13 protein-coding genes, 1 tRNA gene and 1 pseudogene are annotated in these 15,299 nt (G+C 69.4%); 8 read left to right on the forward strand and 7 right to left on the reverse strand.

Going from position 1 to position 15,299, the window contains the following annotated elements:
- Positions 1 to 203 precede the first annotated feature (203 nt).
- A complete protein-coding gene (locus tag A6A29_RS09285; RefSeq protein ID WP_143196969.1) occupies positions 204 to 1,565 on the reverse strand; it encodes a hypothetical protein in 1,362 nt (453 codons plus the stop codon).
- A 351-nt stretch (positions 1,566 to 1,916) separates the two neighbouring features.
- Between A6A29_RS09285 and A6A29_RS45750 the strand changes: the two are divergent.
- A pseudogene (locus A6A29_RS45750) lies at positions 1,917 to 2,217 on the forward strand (PE-PGRS family protein); the annotation flags it as partial.
- A gap of 413 nt (positions 2,218 to 2,630) precedes the next feature.
- Here A6A29_RS45750 and A6A29_RS09295 read toward each other — a convergent pair.
- Both A6A29_RS09295 and A6A29_RS09300 read right to left on the reverse strand, forming a co-directional pair.
- A tRNA-Pro gene (locus A6A29_RS09295) sits at positions 2,631 to 2,704 on the reverse strand.
- Between the two features lie 175 nt (positions 2,705 to 2,879).
- Positions 2,880 to 3,818, reverse strand: a complete 939-nt coding sequence (locus A6A29_RS09300) for a metallophosphoesterase (protein WP_073719520.1) — start codon at positions 3,816 to 3,818, stop codon at positions 2,880 to 2,882.
- A 79-nt stretch (positions 3,819 to 3,897) separates the two neighbouring features.
- On the opposite strand from A6A29_RS09300, the gene A6A29_RS09305 reads away from it, so the two are divergent.
- Positions 3,898 to 4,362, forward strand: a complete 465-nt coding sequence (locus tag A6A29_RS09305) for a GatB/YqeY domain-containing protein (RefSeq protein ID WP_073719662.1) — start codon at positions 3,898 to 3,900, stop codon at positions 4,360 to 4,362.
- A gap of 261 nt (positions 4,363 to 4,623) precedes the next feature.
- Here A6A29_RS09305 and A6A29_RS09310 read toward each other — a convergent pair whose 3' ends face one another.
- Positions 4,624 to 6,849, reverse strand: coding sequence for a transglycosylase domain-containing protein (locus tag A6A29_RS09310; RefSeq protein WP_073719521.1), 2,226 nt, complete (start codon positions 6,847 to 6,849; stop codon positions 4,624 to 4,626).
- A gap of 419 nt (positions 6,850 to 7,268) precedes the next feature.
- Between A6A29_RS09310 and A6A29_RS09320 the strand changes: the two genes are divergently transcribed.
- The gene (locus tag A6A29_RS09320) at positions 7,269 to 7,619 is read left to right on the forward strand and encodes a WhiB family transcriptional regulator (protein WP_015609457.1); all 351 of its coding nucleotides are present in this window, start codon (positions 7,269 to 7,271) and stop codon (positions 7,617 to 7,619) included.
- Positions 7,620 to 7,832: 213 nt separating this feature from the next.
- Here A6A29_RS09320 and A6A29_RS09325 read toward each other — a convergent pair whose 3' ends face one another.
- On the reverse strand, positions 7,833 to 9,275 hold the full coding sequence (locus tag A6A29_RS09325; protein ID WP_073719523.1) for an ArsA-related P-loop ATPase: 1,443 nt from the start codon (positions 9,273 to 9,275) through the stop codon (positions 7,833 to 7,835).
- Positions 9,272 to 10,246 carry an ArsA family ATPase gene (locus A6A29_RS09330; RefSeq protein ID WP_073719524.1) on the reverse strand — a complete coding sequence of 325 codons (975 nt, stop codon included), beginning with the start codon at positions 10,244 to 10,246 and terminating at the stop codon, positions 9,272 to 9,274. Before A6A29_RS09330 ends, A6A29_RS09325 begins: the two co-directional genes overlap by 4 nt.
- Positions 10,247 to 10,317: 71 nt before the next feature.
- Between A6A29_RS09330 and A6A29_RS43830 the strand changes: the two genes are divergently transcribed.
- The 4 genes from A6A29_RS43830 (at position 10,318) to A6A29_RS09350 (ending at position 13,008) form a co-directional block, all read left to right on the forward strand.
- Complete coding sequence (locus tag A6A29_RS43830; protein ID WP_003967454.1) at positions 10,318 to 10,476, forward strand: DUF4177 domain-containing protein; 159 nt, start codon at positions 10,318 to 10,320, stop codon at positions 10,474 to 10,476.
- Positions 10,476 to 10,946: a RidA family protein gene (locus tag A6A29_RS09340; protein ID WP_073719525.1), complete on the forward strand. Its 471-nt coding sequence runs from the start codon at positions 10,476 to 10,478 to the stop codon at positions 10,944 to 10,946. The genes A6A29_RS43830 and A6A29_RS09340 overlap by 1 nt, the downstream gene beginning before the upstream one ends.
- 344 nt (positions 10,947 to 11,290) lie before the next feature.
- Entirely contained in the window at positions 11,291 to 12,181 is an 891-nt protein-coding gene (locus tag A6A29_RS09345; RefSeq protein ID WP_073719526.1) for an NUDIX hydrolase, read from the forward strand.
- On the forward strand, positions 12,178 to 13,008 hold the full coding sequence (locus tag A6A29_RS09350; RefSeq protein WP_073719527.1) for an MBL fold metallo-hydrolase: 831 nt from the start codon (positions 12,178 to 12,180) through the stop codon (positions 13,006 to 13,008). The genes A6A29_RS09345 and A6A29_RS09350 overlap by 4 nt, the downstream gene beginning before the upstream one ends.
- Positions 13,009 to 13,183: 175 nt before the next feature.
- Here the strand turns inward: A6A29_RS09350 and A6A29_RS09355 are convergent, their stop codons facing one another.
- Entirely contained in the window at positions 13,184 to 13,858 is a 675-nt protein-coding gene (locus tag A6A29_RS09355) for a Crp/Fnr family transcriptional regulator (RefSeq protein WP_014046869.1), read from the reverse strand.
- A 193-nt stretch (positions 13,859 to 14,051) separates the two neighbouring features.
- Between A6A29_RS09355 and nth the strand changes: the two genes are divergently transcribed.
- Entirely contained in the window at positions 14,052 to 15,101 is a 1,050-nt protein-coding gene (nth, locus tag A6A29_RS09360) for an endonuclease III (RefSeq protein WP_385732755.1), read from the forward strand.
- Positions 15,102 to 15,299 lie beyond the last annotated feature (198 nt).

Here is a 15,299-nt window from a genome sequence, read left to right on the forward strand (position 1 = left end):
GTTCGTGTATGTGCTTGCTGGGTCTGTCCAGCGACTTTGGCATGCGGGCCTTCGTCAGGGACAACCGAGGCTGACTGGAAGGGACGGCATCCGGCCACGTCCGAGCGTCGGAGGAGGGGTGTCCGACCCGCTGCCCGGCCTACCCCGAGCCGGCGCGGACCGTGAAGAGCCCGCTCCTTCGCCGGGAACACCTCTCGTATGGGTCAGCCCGGGGACCGGTCGTCGGGCGATGCCTGCTCCGGCACCACCCTTATCGCGAGTGCGGTGCCGTCCGGCCGGAAGGAACTCGCACCCCAGTCGTCGATGTCGTCCGGCTCAGGCCAGCCATTCCGCCGTTCATACGCCCGTCGGCGGTACTCCTCCACCTTGCCCTCCGCGAGCAGGCCGTAGAGATCTGCGGCCACGCCGGAAAACGCTTCGACGCGCGTGCCGTTGATACGGAAGACCTGGTCAGTTCCGACGTATTGCTCTCCCGCGAAACAGGCTTTCGCGTCGTGGACACTGGCAGTCCCGGCGAAGGCGGTTTCGCTGAAGTGCTTGCGGCCCTGCTCGTCGATCAAGTACCGGCCGACCGTCCCACCGCCGCCGGCCAGTGAGAGCTGCCCGGCGGCGTGGGCCCGGGCGACCACGCGGCCGAACCACGAGAATTCCTTCTCAGGGATCAAGAAGGCGTTGTGCCGTTCCGCTCCCCGTTCCTCCGGGAGGGCCACGGAGTCCACGTACGGCAGAGCCCGGCGTCCGATGGCCACATCGGCTGAATCCGCGCCGGACGTCGGCCGTACCGGGAGCTCGACACCTCCACCCGTGTGCAGGACATGCACCGTCACACCGGCAGTGGCCAGGAACTCGGTCGAGGTTGTGAGCGTGGGAGTCGCGTTCCACTGCCCCAGATGGAATCGCTCCACGCGCTCACTGCCCCGGGCCAGCTGCCTGTATGTCGTGCGAGAGCTCGCGGAGGTCTTCGGCTTCACAGCCTGGTGGTTGCCGTTCACGGTCACCACGAAGATCCGGGAGCCTTCACCGGGACGCCATGCCTCCAGCAGGAAGTCCGGCCGTGGCCTCGCGCCGAGAGTCCCGGCCGGCTTGGTCCGCGCGAAGCCGGGAAGCAGGACGGTTTCCGCGTCGACGATGCTGATCAGGTGGTCCGGATACCTCTCGCGAAGCGCCCGTTCAGCGACGGCGAGCCCGAACGCCCGGCCCAGCTCCCTTGCCTGCATGGCCCGATAGGACAGTTCGGGAGCCTTCCCTTCGTCGGTGAGGCGCAGGCTTCCGTGCCGGTCGGCGGCGAAGGCCCGGCAGTACTTCAGCCCCTGCCAGTGCTCAGCCAGCCCCCTGCCTCGTCCTTGCCGGGCCAAGGTCGTAGCGCGCGCGAACGTCGCGAGCAGGTCCCACGTAGTCATGCGTACGGGACCACGCTCGGCTCGGGGTAGTTGGCGCACGTCCGGCTTGCGGGGGCCGTGGCCTTCGTTTGGGGTCTTCTTTTTCGCCCGCTCGCGGTCGACGGCATCGGCTGCTTTCCCTACTCCGGCGATGAGCTCGGGTGATGAGTTCACCTGCACGGTCAAAAGGTCACCGAGACGCCTGATCACGTCGAAGGCTGTGGAGTCCATGCAAGGGGACGGTAGGAATCGCCGATATCAGCGGCAAGAATGCGATTCAGGCCATGGCGGTGGAGCTGCCCGTCCTCGTGAAGAGCTGGACGAGCTTCTCCTGGTTGTACGCCACAGGTGCGCAGTGACGTCGTGGCCTCCCATGGTGCGTGGCCCGCGCGGGCCACGCCGAGGTTGGCGTCGCGCGAAGCGCTGGGCCTGCCTACCGGGCCTGATCACGCCACGGAATCTGGGGCGCTCGATTCCTTCCGGTGGTTTTGGTGAATCGGCGGGCGCTGGTGCCAGCAGACCTGGCTCAATAGGCGCATGGAGATGGGCGAGCACTGGGCATATCGCGTGAGGCCGAAGGACCCGGGCAGCGCGGTTCGCCAGGTACAGATCGTTCGTGTGGGCGGCCCCGGCAGGACGGGCCAGGTCCATGTGCGGTTCCCCGAAGGCGACGCCGCCGGGCTACAGGAATGGGTTGCCCTCGCTTGCCTCGTGACGCCCGTGGGCGAAGGCCGAAGAGTTCCACGCGGACGACGAGGCGGAGCTGGCGTTGGCCCAGGCGTCGCGACACGTGAGGGGCAGCACGGAATTCGAGGCCGCGCGGCTGATCCTCGGCTTCTGCCTCGCGCTGGCCGCCGGCGCCGAGTACCAGGACCGGGAACCGGACGGGAACGGCCTGTTCTATGTCGGCACGGATGCGGGGCCGGTGGGCGGCCCGGGGGCTGCGCTTCTGGGTGCTCTGATGGTCCAGCGCTTGGGGCGGCGTCCGGGAGACTGCGCTTTCAGGCTTCTCGACCCGCCGGAGGATTCTGCCCCGGGGGTGGAGTCCGCTGCTGCTTGACCGCGGGGAGGCTCTGCCAGGCATCCGTCCCGTAGGCGTCTCGTCGAAATTCTGCTCGGCAGGCTCATCGGCGGCTCCCTGGGAACCGGGTTCCGAGATCGACTTCCAAACGGCTCCCAAGACGCCCCCGGAAACCACTCAGGGGCCTGATCCACTGAGTGGATCAGGCCCCTGACCTGGTGTTTCAGCTGTCGGGGTGGCGGGATTTGAACCCACGACCTCTTCGTCCCGAACGAAGCGCGCTGCCAAGCTGCGCTACACCCCGATGCCCACCGGTCTCCCGGCGACATCGATTACTTTAGCCCACCGGCGCCCGGAGGCGAAATCTGCTTTCTTCGGCGCCGGGCCCGCTCCAGTACGCCCGGCCGGCCGCGCCCGGGGCCGGGGCGGCGCCCCGGTGGCCGGTAGCGGCGGTCCCGGCCGGTCCCGGGGCGTCGGCGTCAGTCGCGGGGCGTCAGCGTGAGCAGGGTCACCTCGGGCGGGCAGGCGAAGCGGATCGGGGTGTAGCGGTTGGCGCCGCAGCCCGCGGAGACGTGGAGGTAGGCGCGCCGGGAGCCCACGGTGTGGCTGGAGAGGCCCTTGACCCGGTCGGTGTCGAGGTCGCAGTTGGTGACGAGTGCCCCGTAGAACGGGATGCAGATCTGGCCGCCGTGTGTGTGACCCGCCAGGATGAGCGGGTATCCGTCGGCCGTGAAGGCGTCCAGGGACCGCAGGTAGGGGGCGTGGACCACGCCGATGGAGAGGTCGGCGCCCGTCTCGGGGCCGCCGGAGACCTCCGCGTAACGGTCCCGCTTGATGTGCGGGTCGTCCAGCCCGGTGAACGCGATCTCCAGGCCGTCGACCTTGAGCCGGCCGCGGGTGTTGGACAGGCCCAGCCAGCCCGCCTCGTCGAACGTGTCGCGCATCGGCTCCCAGGGGTTGTGGACGACCCCGACCGCCGGGGCGTTCCCGTTGAGGCCGTGCTTGCCATGGGCCTTCTCCAGGAGGTAGCGGGCCGGGTTGCGGAGCTTGGGGCCGTAGTAGTCGTTGGAGCCGAAGACGTACACCCCGGGGAACTCCATCAGCGGACCGAGCGCGTCGAGCAGCTCCGGTACCGCCTCCGGGTCGGAGAGGTTGTCGCCCGTGTTCACGACGAAGTCGGGCCGCAGCCCGGCCAGCGACTGCAGCCAGGCCCGCTTCTTGCGCTGACCGCTCACCATGTGGATGTCGGAGACCTGGAGCACGCGCAACGGGCGTGCCCCGTGCGGGAGTACGGGGACGGTGACCCGCCGCAGGCGGAACGAGCGGGCTTCGAATCCGGCGGCGTAGGCGAGGCCGGCAGCGCCGACCGCTGCGCCGACTGCCGTGACTTTCAGGGGTACTCCGTAGCGTGCGCGCATGCGTCCATCGTCGCAGACACGGTGCGGCGACCGGAAAACCGGCGGGCGGCAGATGGCCCGCACCTGTCACAATCGCGGCATGACCACGCTCAAGTCCAAGCTCAAGGAAGACCTCCACACGGCCATGAAGGCGCGCGACGAGCTGACCTCGTCCACCCTTCGGCTCACCCTCACCGCGATCACCAAGGAAGAGGTCAGCGGCAAGACGGCGCGCGAACTCTCCGACGACGAGGTGCAGAAGGTGATCGCCAAGGAGGCGAAGAAGCGCCGCGAGGCGGCCGAGGCCTTCGCCCAGGGCGGCCGTGCCGAGCAGGCGGAGCGGGAGAAGGCGGAGGGCGAGCTGCTCGACGGCTACCTGCCCAAGCAGCTCTCCGACGACGAGCTGAACGCGATTGTCGGATCCGCCGTCGAGGAGGCGAAGGCCGCCGGGGCCGAGGGGCCGCGCGCGATGGGCGCCGTCATGAAGATCGTGAACCCGAAGGTGGCCGGGCTCGCCGAGGGTGGCCGGGTGGCCGCCGCGGTGAAGAAGCTCCTCGCGGGCTGAGCGGACTTCCCGTACGTACGGCGGTGTCGCGTACGGCGGCGGGTCTGCGTACGACGGCGGTGCCGCGTACGGCGGCGGGGCCGCGGGTCTCTCGCGGGCCGAGAGGCCGGGGAATCGCCCCGTACGCCGCTGGACGCGCGATCGTACGCCCGGCGGAGGCGGAGCCCGTACACGTATATACGAAGGTGGGGCGCTCCCGGTCGACGTGACCGGGAGCGCCCCACCTTCATCCGTACGCCGGACGGGTCGGGGACCGACGGGTCAGGGACCGTTCCCGCCGCCGCCGTGGTTGCCGCGGGAGTCGCCACCGAGGCCGCCGATCATGCCGGGGAACGGGTCGGTGTCGCCGGGCTTGCCGTCCTCGCGGTCGTCGTCCTCGTCGCGGCCCTTGTCCTTCTCCTTGTCCTCCTTCGGCTTCGTCCGGGGGACGGAGACCGGGTTGAAGGAAGGAGTCTCGGAGGCGTTCAGCGCCCCGGTCATCGCGATCTTCCAGATCGGGCCGGGGAGGCAGCCACCGCAGACCTTGTCGTAGTACTGGCCGCCGATGTTGACGTTGTACATCGAGCTCTTCTCGCCGATGTCGTCACCGACCCACACCGCCGTGGAGAGGTTGGGGGTGTAGCCGACGAACCAGGCGTCCTTGCGGTCGTTCGTCGTACCGGTCTTGCCCGCGTTGTCACGGTCGTTGAGCCCGGCCTGCGTACCGGTGCCGTCCTCGACGACGCCCTTGAGCATCTGGTTGATCGTGTCGGCGGTCCGCTCGTTCATCGCCCGCGAGCAGGAGGACTTCGGGACCTTGATCTTCTTGCCGTTGGCGTCGGTGATCGACTCGATGGCGATCGGCGTGCAGTACGAACCGCGGTTGGCGAACGTCGCGTACGCGGCGGCCATCGAGAGCGGGGTGCTCACCTCACCGCCGAGGGTGATCGACGGGTTCTCGCCGATCTGCTTGCCGTCGCCGCGCTCGTAGCCGACCTTCTTCGCCATCTTGACCGTGTCGCACAGACCGGCCTTCTGCTCCAGCAGCGCGAAGTAGGTGTTGATGGACTTGCCGAGCGCGCTCGTCATGTCCCAGGAGCCCTTCTCCGACTCCAGCTCGTTCTGCAGGTCCCAGTTGCCGCCACCGGCAGTGGACCCCGAGCAGGTGGTGAAGGAGCTCATCGGGACCGAGAGCTTCCAGTCCGTGGAGAACGAAGTGGCCGGGCTGATGCCCTTCTCCAGCGCCGCCGCAGCGGTGATCGGCTTGAACGTCGAGCCGACCTGGAAGCCGTAGGTGCTGCCGCCCATCTTGTTGCTGACGGAGAGGTTGAGCACCGTCTCGTTCTTCTTCTGGTCCAGGCCGTAGGGGCGGGACTGGCCCATGGAGAGGATCTTGCCGGTGCCCGGCTGGACCTGCACGACCGACGCCGCGAACTTGTCGTCCTTGTTGACCTTCGCGGTGGCGGCGTCGTTGGCGGCCTGCTGCGCGCGCGGGTCGAGCGTGGTCTTGACGGTCAGACCGCCGAGGTTCCAGAGCTTGGAACGATCCTCGTCGGTCTTGCCGAACGCGGGGTCGCTGAGGATCGCCTTGCGTACGTAGTCGCAGAAGAAGCCGGAGCCGCTGACGGCGGTGATGCAGCCGTTCTTCGGCTTCTTGACCTTCAGCTTGATCGGGGTGGCCATGGCCTTGTCGGCCTCGGCCTGGGAGATGCTGCGGACGGCGGCCATCCGGGCGAGCACGGTGTTGCGGCGCTTGGTCGCCTCTTCCGTGTCGTTGACCGGGTCGTAGCGGCTCGGCGACTGGACGATGCCGGCGAGCAGCGCGGCCTCCTCCAGTTTCAGGTCCTTGGCGTGCTTGGAGAAGTAGCGCTGGGACGCGGCCTCGATGCCGTACGCCTGCTGTCCGAAGAAGGTGATGTTGAGGTAGTTCTCCAGGATCTTCTTCTTGCCGAGCTCTTCCTCCACCTGGATCGCGTACTTCAGCTCGCGGACCTTGCGGCCCAGCGTCTGCTGGGTGGCTTCCGCGACCTTGTCGGGGTCGTCGCCCGCCTCCTCGACGAAGACGTTCTTCACGTACTGCTGGGTGAGGGTCGACGCGCCCTGCGCCGCTCCGCCCGCCTGAACATTGCGGTTCATCGCGCGCAGGATGCCCTTGAGGTCGATCGCCCCGTGCTCGTAGAAGCGGGAGTCCTCGATCGCGACGATCGCGTCCTGCATGTACGGGGAGATGTCCTTGAGGGGAACGACGGTGCGGTCACGCGAGTAGACCGTCGCGATCGCACCGCCCTCGCGGTCGAGGATCGTGGTGCGCTGGCTGAGCGGCGGAGTCTTGAGGTTGGAAGGGATTTCGTCGAATCCCTCGACCGTCCCCTTGGCGGCGAGACCCAGTGCTCCGGCTGCGGGCAGCGCGATGCCCGCCAGCACAGCTCCGGAGAGTGCGGCGACACCGAGGAACTTGGCGGCCTGCTGGGTCGTCGTGAGACCCCCGCCCGAGCGCTTCTTTGGCATGGGGGCAGCCTACGTTCTCATTTGCCGGACAGGCGTATATGCATTGGCCTAAGCTGCTCACAACTGTCACAGCAGTCCGGTTTCGTATCAAGCCCCGTGCGCAATTTCCGGTCATTCTCTCCCTGGCCGGGGCGCAGTGGGACCAAGCACCGAGACGTTCCCGAAATCGCCTCGTGTGTCAGGGAACGTCCGTTGCAACTCGGGTGTACTGTCCCGTTTTCGCGGAGATAGTCCCGCATGTCCTCACCTCACTCCCCTGGGTGATCTGCCGCGTACGCATAGTCCGTTCGGACCATTCAAGATTGGGCCCGAAGGGGGTGTTGTGGTGTCCCTACCTTCCGTAACGTCCTCAACTGGCAACGGTGAATATGCCGCTGCCGCCGTGGGGGAGCCTCGATTCGGGAGAGGACGGCGCCGGCATGGGCTGGGTAACCGACTGGAGTGCGCAGGCAGCCTGCCGCACTACCGATCCGGATGAACTGTTCGTACAAGGAGCAGCGCAGAACAGGGCCAAGGCGGTGTGCACCGGATGCCCGGTGCGGACCGAGTGCCTGGCCGATGCGCTGGACAATCGCGTCGAATTCGGCGTGTGGGGCGGAATGACGGAGCGGGAAAGACGCGCACTGCTGCGCCGTCGGCCCACCGTCACGTCCTGGCGTCGACTGCTGGAGACCGCGCGCAGTGAGTACGAGCGGTCCACGGGCATCCTGCCCGCAGTGATCGGGCTGGAGGACGACGAACTGCACGAGACGTACGCCGCTGTGGGGTAGGGACAGGTACGACGACGACTGCTTCCTTTTCCGGCACCGGGTTCCTTCCGGCACCGGGTTCCTTACGGCACCAGGTTCCTTACGCCACCCGGTGCGGTGCCGCCTGTCCATGGCGGTGAGCGGCGTTCCCGTCGTCGGGTGGGGCGTGGTGCGGCCACGGTGGCGTGGCGTGCTGCCAGGGCGTGGCGTGGTTACTGACGTGTCCTGGCGTTGCTACGCGGATTCGGCCGGGGCTGAACCGGAGCCGGTCGCGAGCCGGTCTCCGATGGTCCGAAGGCCGACGAGGTCGTGCACATCCCCCGGCAGGGCCGCGACTTCGGTCACCGGGACCTCGGGATGCAGCGCGGCGAAGCGGTCGCGGGTGTGCTGTTCGCGCGCGACGACCTGCATGCGCTCGGCATGCAGCCGCAGCAGACCTGCGGTCAGTTCCTCGACGGGGACTACAGGGGCTGCGGGAACGGCGGGGGCAACGGCTGGAGCGGTCTCGGGTGAGTTCTCGGGAGCGCGGTCGGGTGCGGATGCTGGGTCACGCTCGGATTCGCGCACGCCTGCGGATTTCGGGGCGGGTTCCGGGGCGGGCCCAGATGCTGGCTCAGATGTGGGGTCGGGCTCCGGCTCGGGGGAGAGCGGCGGCTCGGGGGCTTCGGGAGAGGTGACCGCCGGGTCACAAAGGGCAGCCTTCCCGGCCGTCTGATCCACAATGCGGGTCTCTTCAAGATTTTCTGCGGCGGCAAGCGCCCGCTCGGCGGAGAGCCGGGAAGCCTCGCTGCCATGGACGCGGTTGAGGACGAGGCCGGCCAGGGGCATGTCCTCCGCGGCGAGCCGTTCCACGAAGTACGCGGCCTCGCGCAGCGCGTCCCGCTCCGGCGTCGCGACCACGAGGAAAGCCGTGCCGGGCGCCTGGAGCAGCTTGTACGTCGCGTCGGCCCGGGTGCGGAAGCCGCCGAACATCGTGTCCATCGCCGCTACGAAGGTCTGTACGTCCCGCAGGAACTGGCCGCCGAGCAGTTTGCCCAGCGTCCCCGTCATCATCGACATGCCCACGTTGAGGAACTTCATCCCGGCCCGCCCGCCCATCTTCGCGGGGGCCATCAGCAGCCGGATGAACGTGCCGTCCAGGAAAGAGCCCAGCCGCTTCGGAGCGTCCAGGAAGTCCAGCGCGGAGCGCGAGGGCGGAGTGTCGACGATGATCAGGTCCCACTCGTCGCGCGCCCTGAGCTGCCCGAGCTTCTCCATCGCCATGTACTCCTGCGTACCGGCGAACCCGGCGGACAGGGACTGGTAGAAGGGGTTCTCCAGGATCGCGCGGGCCCGCTCGGCGTCCGCGTGGGCCTCGACGGTCTCGTCGAAGGTCCGCTTCATGTCGAGCATCATGGCGTGGAGTTCGCCGTCGCCCTCTATGCCCTCGACCCGGCGCGGGATGTTGTCCAGCTGGTCGATGCCCATCGACTGGGCGAGGCGCCGGGCCGGATCGATGGTCAGGACGACGACCTTCCGGCCGCGCTCGGCCGCCCGTACGCCGAGGGCCGCCGCGGTCGTGGTCTTGCCGACGCCACCCGAACCGCAGCAGACGATGATCCGGATGTCCGGGTCGTCGAGCAGCGCGTCGGTGTCCAGCCCGGGTGCCGCGTCCGTGACCGCTGTGACCGGGGTCATGACCCCACCTCTTCCCCTGCGCCCTGTTTTCGGAGCTCTGCCGCCAGGTCGTACAGCGCGGAGAGGTCCACCCCCTCGCCGATCAGCGGGAGCTCCGCGGTCGGCAGCCCGAGACCGGCCAGCACGGCACGCTGCTCGCGCTCCAGACCGACCCGCTGGGCATGCTCGGCGGCCTGCTCGACCAGCGGTCGTACGAGGGCGGCGGAACCGGTCACTCCGGCCCGGGTCAGCGTCTTCGCGATCTCCTTGCGGCGGCCGCCGGACGCGGTGCGCAGCGCGTCCTCGTCCAGCAGGTGCGGGCGCACCATGTTCACGACGACCCGGCCCACGGGCAGTTCGGCGGCCCGGAGCTCGGCGATGCCGTCCACGGTCTCCTGGACCGGCATCTCCTCAAGGAGGGCCACCAGGTGGACCGCGGTCTCCGGGGACTTCAGGACCCGCATCACGGCCTGTGCCTGATTGTGTATCGGGCCGATCCTGGCCAGCCCCGCCACCTCGTCGTTCACATTGAGGAAGCGGGTGATGCGCCCGGTCGGCGGGGCGTCCATGATCACGTGGTCGTAGACGAAACGCCCCTGCTTGTCCTTGCGGCGGACGGCCTCGCAGGCCTTGCCGGTCAGCAGGACGTCCCGGACGCCGGGCGCGATGGTGGTCGCGAAATCGATCGCGCCGAGCTTCTTGAGCGCCCGGCCCGCGCTGCCGAGCTTGTAGAACATCTGGAGGTAGTCCAGGAGCGCGCGCTCCGCGTCGATCGCGAGGGCGTACACCTCGCCACCGCCGGGGGCGACGGCGATCTTCCGCTCCTCGTAGGGAAGGGCCTCCGACTCGAAGAGCTGGGCGATGCCCTGTCTGCCCTCGACCTCGACGAGGAGGGTGCGCCCGCCCTCGGTCGCGAGGGCGAGCGCGAGGGCGGCGGCCACCGTGGTCTTACCGGTACCGCCCTTGCCGCTGACGACCTGGAACCTGCTCACGTATTCGAGCCTAACCAGTCCGGCCCCGGGCTACGCACGGGACCGCACGTGCCAGGCATTACAGTCGGCCCATGACCAAGTGGGAATACGCGACCGTGCCCCTTCTCGTGCACGCGACCAAGCAGATTCTGGACACCTGGGGCGAGGACGGCTGGGAGCTCGTCCAGGTCGTCCCCGGCCCGAACAACCCCGAGCAGCTCGTGGCCTACCTGAAGCGGGAGAAGGCGTAGTGGCGGGCGCCGTCGAGGCGAAGCTCGCCGAACTCGGCCTGACCCTGCCGGGCGTCGTGCCGCCGCTGGCCTCGTACCAGCCGGCCGTGCGGTCGGGCGTGTACGTGTACACCTCGGGCCAGCTGCCGATGGTGGACGGCAAGCTCGCCGTCACCGGCAAGGTCGGCGCCGAGGTGACGCCCGACGAGGCGAAGGAACTCGCGAAGATCTGCGCGCTCAACGCGCTGGCCGCCGTGAAGTCGGTAGCGGGCGACCTGGACCGGATCGCGCGCGTCGTGAAGGTCGTGGGCTTCGTCGCCTCGGCCTCCGACTTCACCGGACAGCCCGCCGTGATCAACGGTGCGAGCGAGCTGCTGGGCGCCGTGCTCGGCGACAAGGGCGTGCACGCACGCAGCGCCGTGGGCGTCGCGGTGCTGCCGCTGGACGCACCGGTGGAGGTCGAGGTCCAGGTCGAGCTGGTCGACGCCTGAGACGTCACCGCGCGGTGCGCGAAGACATCATGATCCCGTCCGGTCGATGCGACCGGGCGGGATCTTCTTTTGGGCCTCGTTCCGCTGCCTCCACGCGGTGGTATTCGGCTCCGGGGCGGATGTGCCCCGGTGTCTTCCCTGGTGGTGGTGGGTGAAACGGCGGACGTGCTTCGGCGTTTTCCCTGGTGGTCGCGGGTGAAACGGCGGACGCGCTTCGTTGTCTTCCCCGGCGGTCACGGGTGAAACGGGCACGGGTCACGGGCCGCCCCGGGCGACGGCGGGTCCTCCGACGATCTTCCCGGCGGCCTCTCGAACATCGGCGCGCTTCCGGATAGCCTCCGGCCATGTCCAATGGTCAGTGGTACCCACCGGAATGGCCCGACCGGATCCGGGCACTCGCCGCCGGAGAGCTGACGGCCGTGACACCCCGGCGGGCCGCCACCGTGATGCTGCTGCGTGACCGGGCGGGCGCGGACGCCGGAAGCGGTCCGGTGGTGCACATGCTGCGCCGCCGTGCGTCCATGGCATTCGCCGGAGGCGCGTACGCCTACCCGGGGGGCGGCGTGGACCCGCGCGACGACGACCGCCTCATCGGCTGGGCAGGACCGTCCCTGGAGAGCTGGGCCGCCCGGCTCGGCGTCGACACGGTCACCGAGGCGCAGGCCATCGTCTGCGCGGCGGTTCGCGAGACGTACGAGGAGGCGGGCGTCCTGCTCGCCGGGCCGGCCGTCGACACGGTCGTCGGGGATGTCACCGGAGCCGACTGGGAGGCCGACCGCGAGGCGCTGGTGGCCCGCGAGCTGTCGTTCGCCGAGTTCCTGGACCGGCGCGGTCTGGTGCTGCGCTCCGATCTGCTGGGCGCCTGGGCGCGCTGGATCACCCCGGCCTTCGAACCGCGGCGGTACGACACCTGGTTCTTCGTCGCGGCGCTCCCGGACGGGCAGCGCACCCGCAACGCCTCCACCGAGGCCGACCGTACGGTGTGGATCGCCCCCGGGGAGGCGGCCGACGGCTACGACCGGGGCGAGCTCCTGATGATGCCGCCCACCGTGTCGACGTTGCGGACGCTGAGGCCGTACGGGACGGCCGCCGAGGCCCTGGAGGCGGCGGATTCCCAGGACCTGACTCCCGTACTCGCACAGGCCCGGCTGGAGGGCGACGAGTTGGTGCTGAGCTGGCCCGGTCATGACGAGTTCACCAAACACATCCCGGGCGCGGGAGGCGGTGCCGCGTGAGCGACGCAGCCGCACTGCCGGGACAGCCGCGCGGCGGTGTGCTCTCCGGTCCCGCCACCGCCCGTACGGTCAACGTCCTCGCCCCCAACGCTTCGGCGATGACGCTGGACGGCACCAACACCTGGATCGTCGCCGAGCCGGACTCCGATCTCGCCGTCGTCATCGACCCCGGACCGCTCGACGATGTACACCTGCGGGCCGTCATCGACACGGCCGAGCGGGCCGGGCGACGCATCGCCCTCACCCTTCTCACCCACGGGCACCCCGACCACGCGGGGGGCGCGGCACGCTTCGCCGAGCTGACGCGTACGAAGGTGCGGGCCCTGGACGCGGCGCTGCGGCTGGGCGACGAGGGGCTGGCGGCCGGTGACGTGATCACCACCGGAGGGCTGGAACTGCGGGTGGTGCCGACCCCCGGGCACACCGCGGACTCGCTCTCGTTCCATCTGCCCGCCGACCGGGCCGTGCTGACGGGAGACACGATTCTCGGCCGCGGCACGACCGTCGTCGCGCACCCGGACGGGCGGCTCGGCGACTACCTGGACACGCTGCGGCGGCTGCGCTCGCTGACGGTCGACGACGGGGTGCACACGGTGCTGCCGGGCCACGGACCGGTGCTGGAGGACGCGCAGGGGGCCGTCGAGTTCTACCTGGCCCACCGCGCGCATCGCCTGGCCCAGGTGGAGACGGCGGTGGAGGCGGGGCACCGCTCGCCGACGGAGGTGGTGGCGCAGGTGTACGCCGATGTGGACCGCTCCCTGTGGCCGGCCGCGGAGCTTTCGGTACGGGCCCAGCTGGAATACCTCACCGAGCACGGCCTGATCTGAGGGCTGTGCCGCAGTTCCCGGCAGCGCGCGTGAGGAAGGGTCCCACCGTCCGGCGGGACCCTTCCTCACTCGCAACACATCTGCACGCAACGCATACGCGCGCGACGCATCGGCACGCGACACGGCGCACGTGTCAGCCCGGCAGCCGCAGGTATCAGCGCGACCGCCACACGTATCAGCGCGACCGCTTCGCCAGCCGCTCCACGTCCAGCAGGATCACCGCACGGGCTTCCAGCCGCAGCCAACCGCGTCCGGCGAAGTCCGCGAGCGCCTTGTTGACCGTCTCCCGGGAGGCGCCGACCAGCTGGGCCAGCTCTTCCTGGGTCAGGTCGTGGACGACGTGGATGCCCTCTTCCGACTGGACGCCGAAGCGGCGCGACAGGTCCAGGAGCGCCCGTGCGACGCGGCCCGGAACGTCGGAGAAGACCAGGTCGGACATCTGGTCGTTCGTCTTGCGCAGGCGCCGGGCAACGGCGCGCAGCAGCGCGGTGGCCACCTCGGGGCGGGCGTTCAGCCAGGGCTGGAGGTCGCCGTGGCCGAGGCCGAGGAGCTTGACCTCGGTCAGCGCCGTCGCGGTCGCGGTACGCGGGCCCGGGTCGAAGAGCGACAGCTCACCGATCAGCTCGCCGGGGCCGAGGACGGCCAGCATGTTCTCGCGCCCGTCGGGGGAGGTGCGGTGGAGCTTCACCTTGCCCTCGGTGACCACGTACAGGCGGTCCCCCGGGTCGCCCTCGTGGAAGAGCGCGTCGCCGCGCGCGAGGGTCACCTCACTCATCGAGGCGCGGAGCTCCGCGGCCTGCTCATCATCGAGCGCCGCGAAAAGCGGGGCGCGCCGCAGAACGTCGTCCACGAGTTCTCTCCTTGTCGGCCTGTTCAGGGAACCGTGGTCCCCATCATGCCGGACGGTAAAACAGTGCGATCAATCACAAACCAGTTTGACGCACGGGCGTGCCGGACCCTACGGCAGGGGGCCGATCGGGCGTGGATACGCGGCGACCGGGGCGGATGTCAGTGGCGGGCTCTAGGCTGGCCGGGTGTCCAGAATGCCGGTGAGAGCGCAGGCCAAGGGGGCTGATGGGGTGCCGGAAAGCCGCAATTCCGCTGTGGGCGAACAACTCGCTCGGCGCTCGAAAAATGCCGCAAAAGGCCCCGCTGGAGCGTTGGCCCGGAAGCCGGCCGGGAGGCCCGAAGTGAAGACGACCGCACCGAACTCGACCACAGCCAAGGCGACCACACCGAACGCGACCGCGCCGAAGTCGGCCCCATCGAAGTCAGCCACATCGAAGCCGGCCAAGCCGAAGACCGCCAAGACCTCCACGTCTCCGAAACCGGAATCGCACCTTGCGATGGTCCGCCGGGCCCGTCGGATCAACCGCGAGCTCGCCGAGGTCTATCCGTACGCCCACCCCGAGCTGGACTTCCGTAACCCTTTCGAGCTTCTCGTCGCCACGGTGCTGTCCGCTCAGACGACCGATCTGAGGGTCAACCAGACCACTCCCGCGCTGTTCGCCGCCTACCCCACTCCCGAGGACATGGCCGCGGCCGTCCCGGAGGAGATGGAGGAGATCATCCGGCCGACCGGCTTCTTCCGGGCCAAGACGAAGTCGCTGCTCGGCCTGTCCACGGCTCTCAGGGACAACTTCGGCGGTGAGGTCCCCGGCCGCCTGGAGGACCTCGTCACGCTGCCGGGTGTCGGCCGCAAGACCGCCAACGTGGTGCTGGGCAACGCGTTCGGCGTCCCCGGCATCACCGTCGACACCCACTTCGGCCGACTGGTCCGCCGCTGGAAGTGGACCGAAGAGGAGGACCCGGTGAAGGTCGAGGCCGATGTCGCCGCGATCTTCCCGAAGAGCGAGTGGACGATGCTCTCGCACCGGGTGGTGTTTCACGGCCGCCGGATCTGTCACTCCCGCAAACCCGCCTGCGGCGCCTGTCCGATCGCCCCGCTCTGCCCCTCGTACGGTGAGGGCGAGACGGACCCGGAGAAGGCCAGGAAGCTCCTGAAGTACGAGATGGGCGGCTATCCGGGCCAGCGGCTCAGCCCGCCCGCGGACTACCCGGGCAAGCCCGCGCCCGTCCTGGGGGCCGAATGAGTGACAGTGCGGCACGGAAGACGGGCCCGCGGGGGAGACGGCGCCGTACGACGGGCAGCGCCACATGAGGAAAGCACCCTCCCCACGGAATGGCTCGGAACGAAATGGCCGACGACAGGCGTTGTAAAGCGACGGGGGTGCCTATGACGCACGCACAGAGCACGACACACACGCAGGGTGCGTCGCCCGCACCGGACA

The sequence above is a fragment of the Streptomyces sp. TSRI0281 genome, from assembly GCF_001905125.1.
GTDB lineage: Bacteria > Actinomycetota > Actinomycetes > Streptomycetales > Streptomycetaceae > Streptomyces.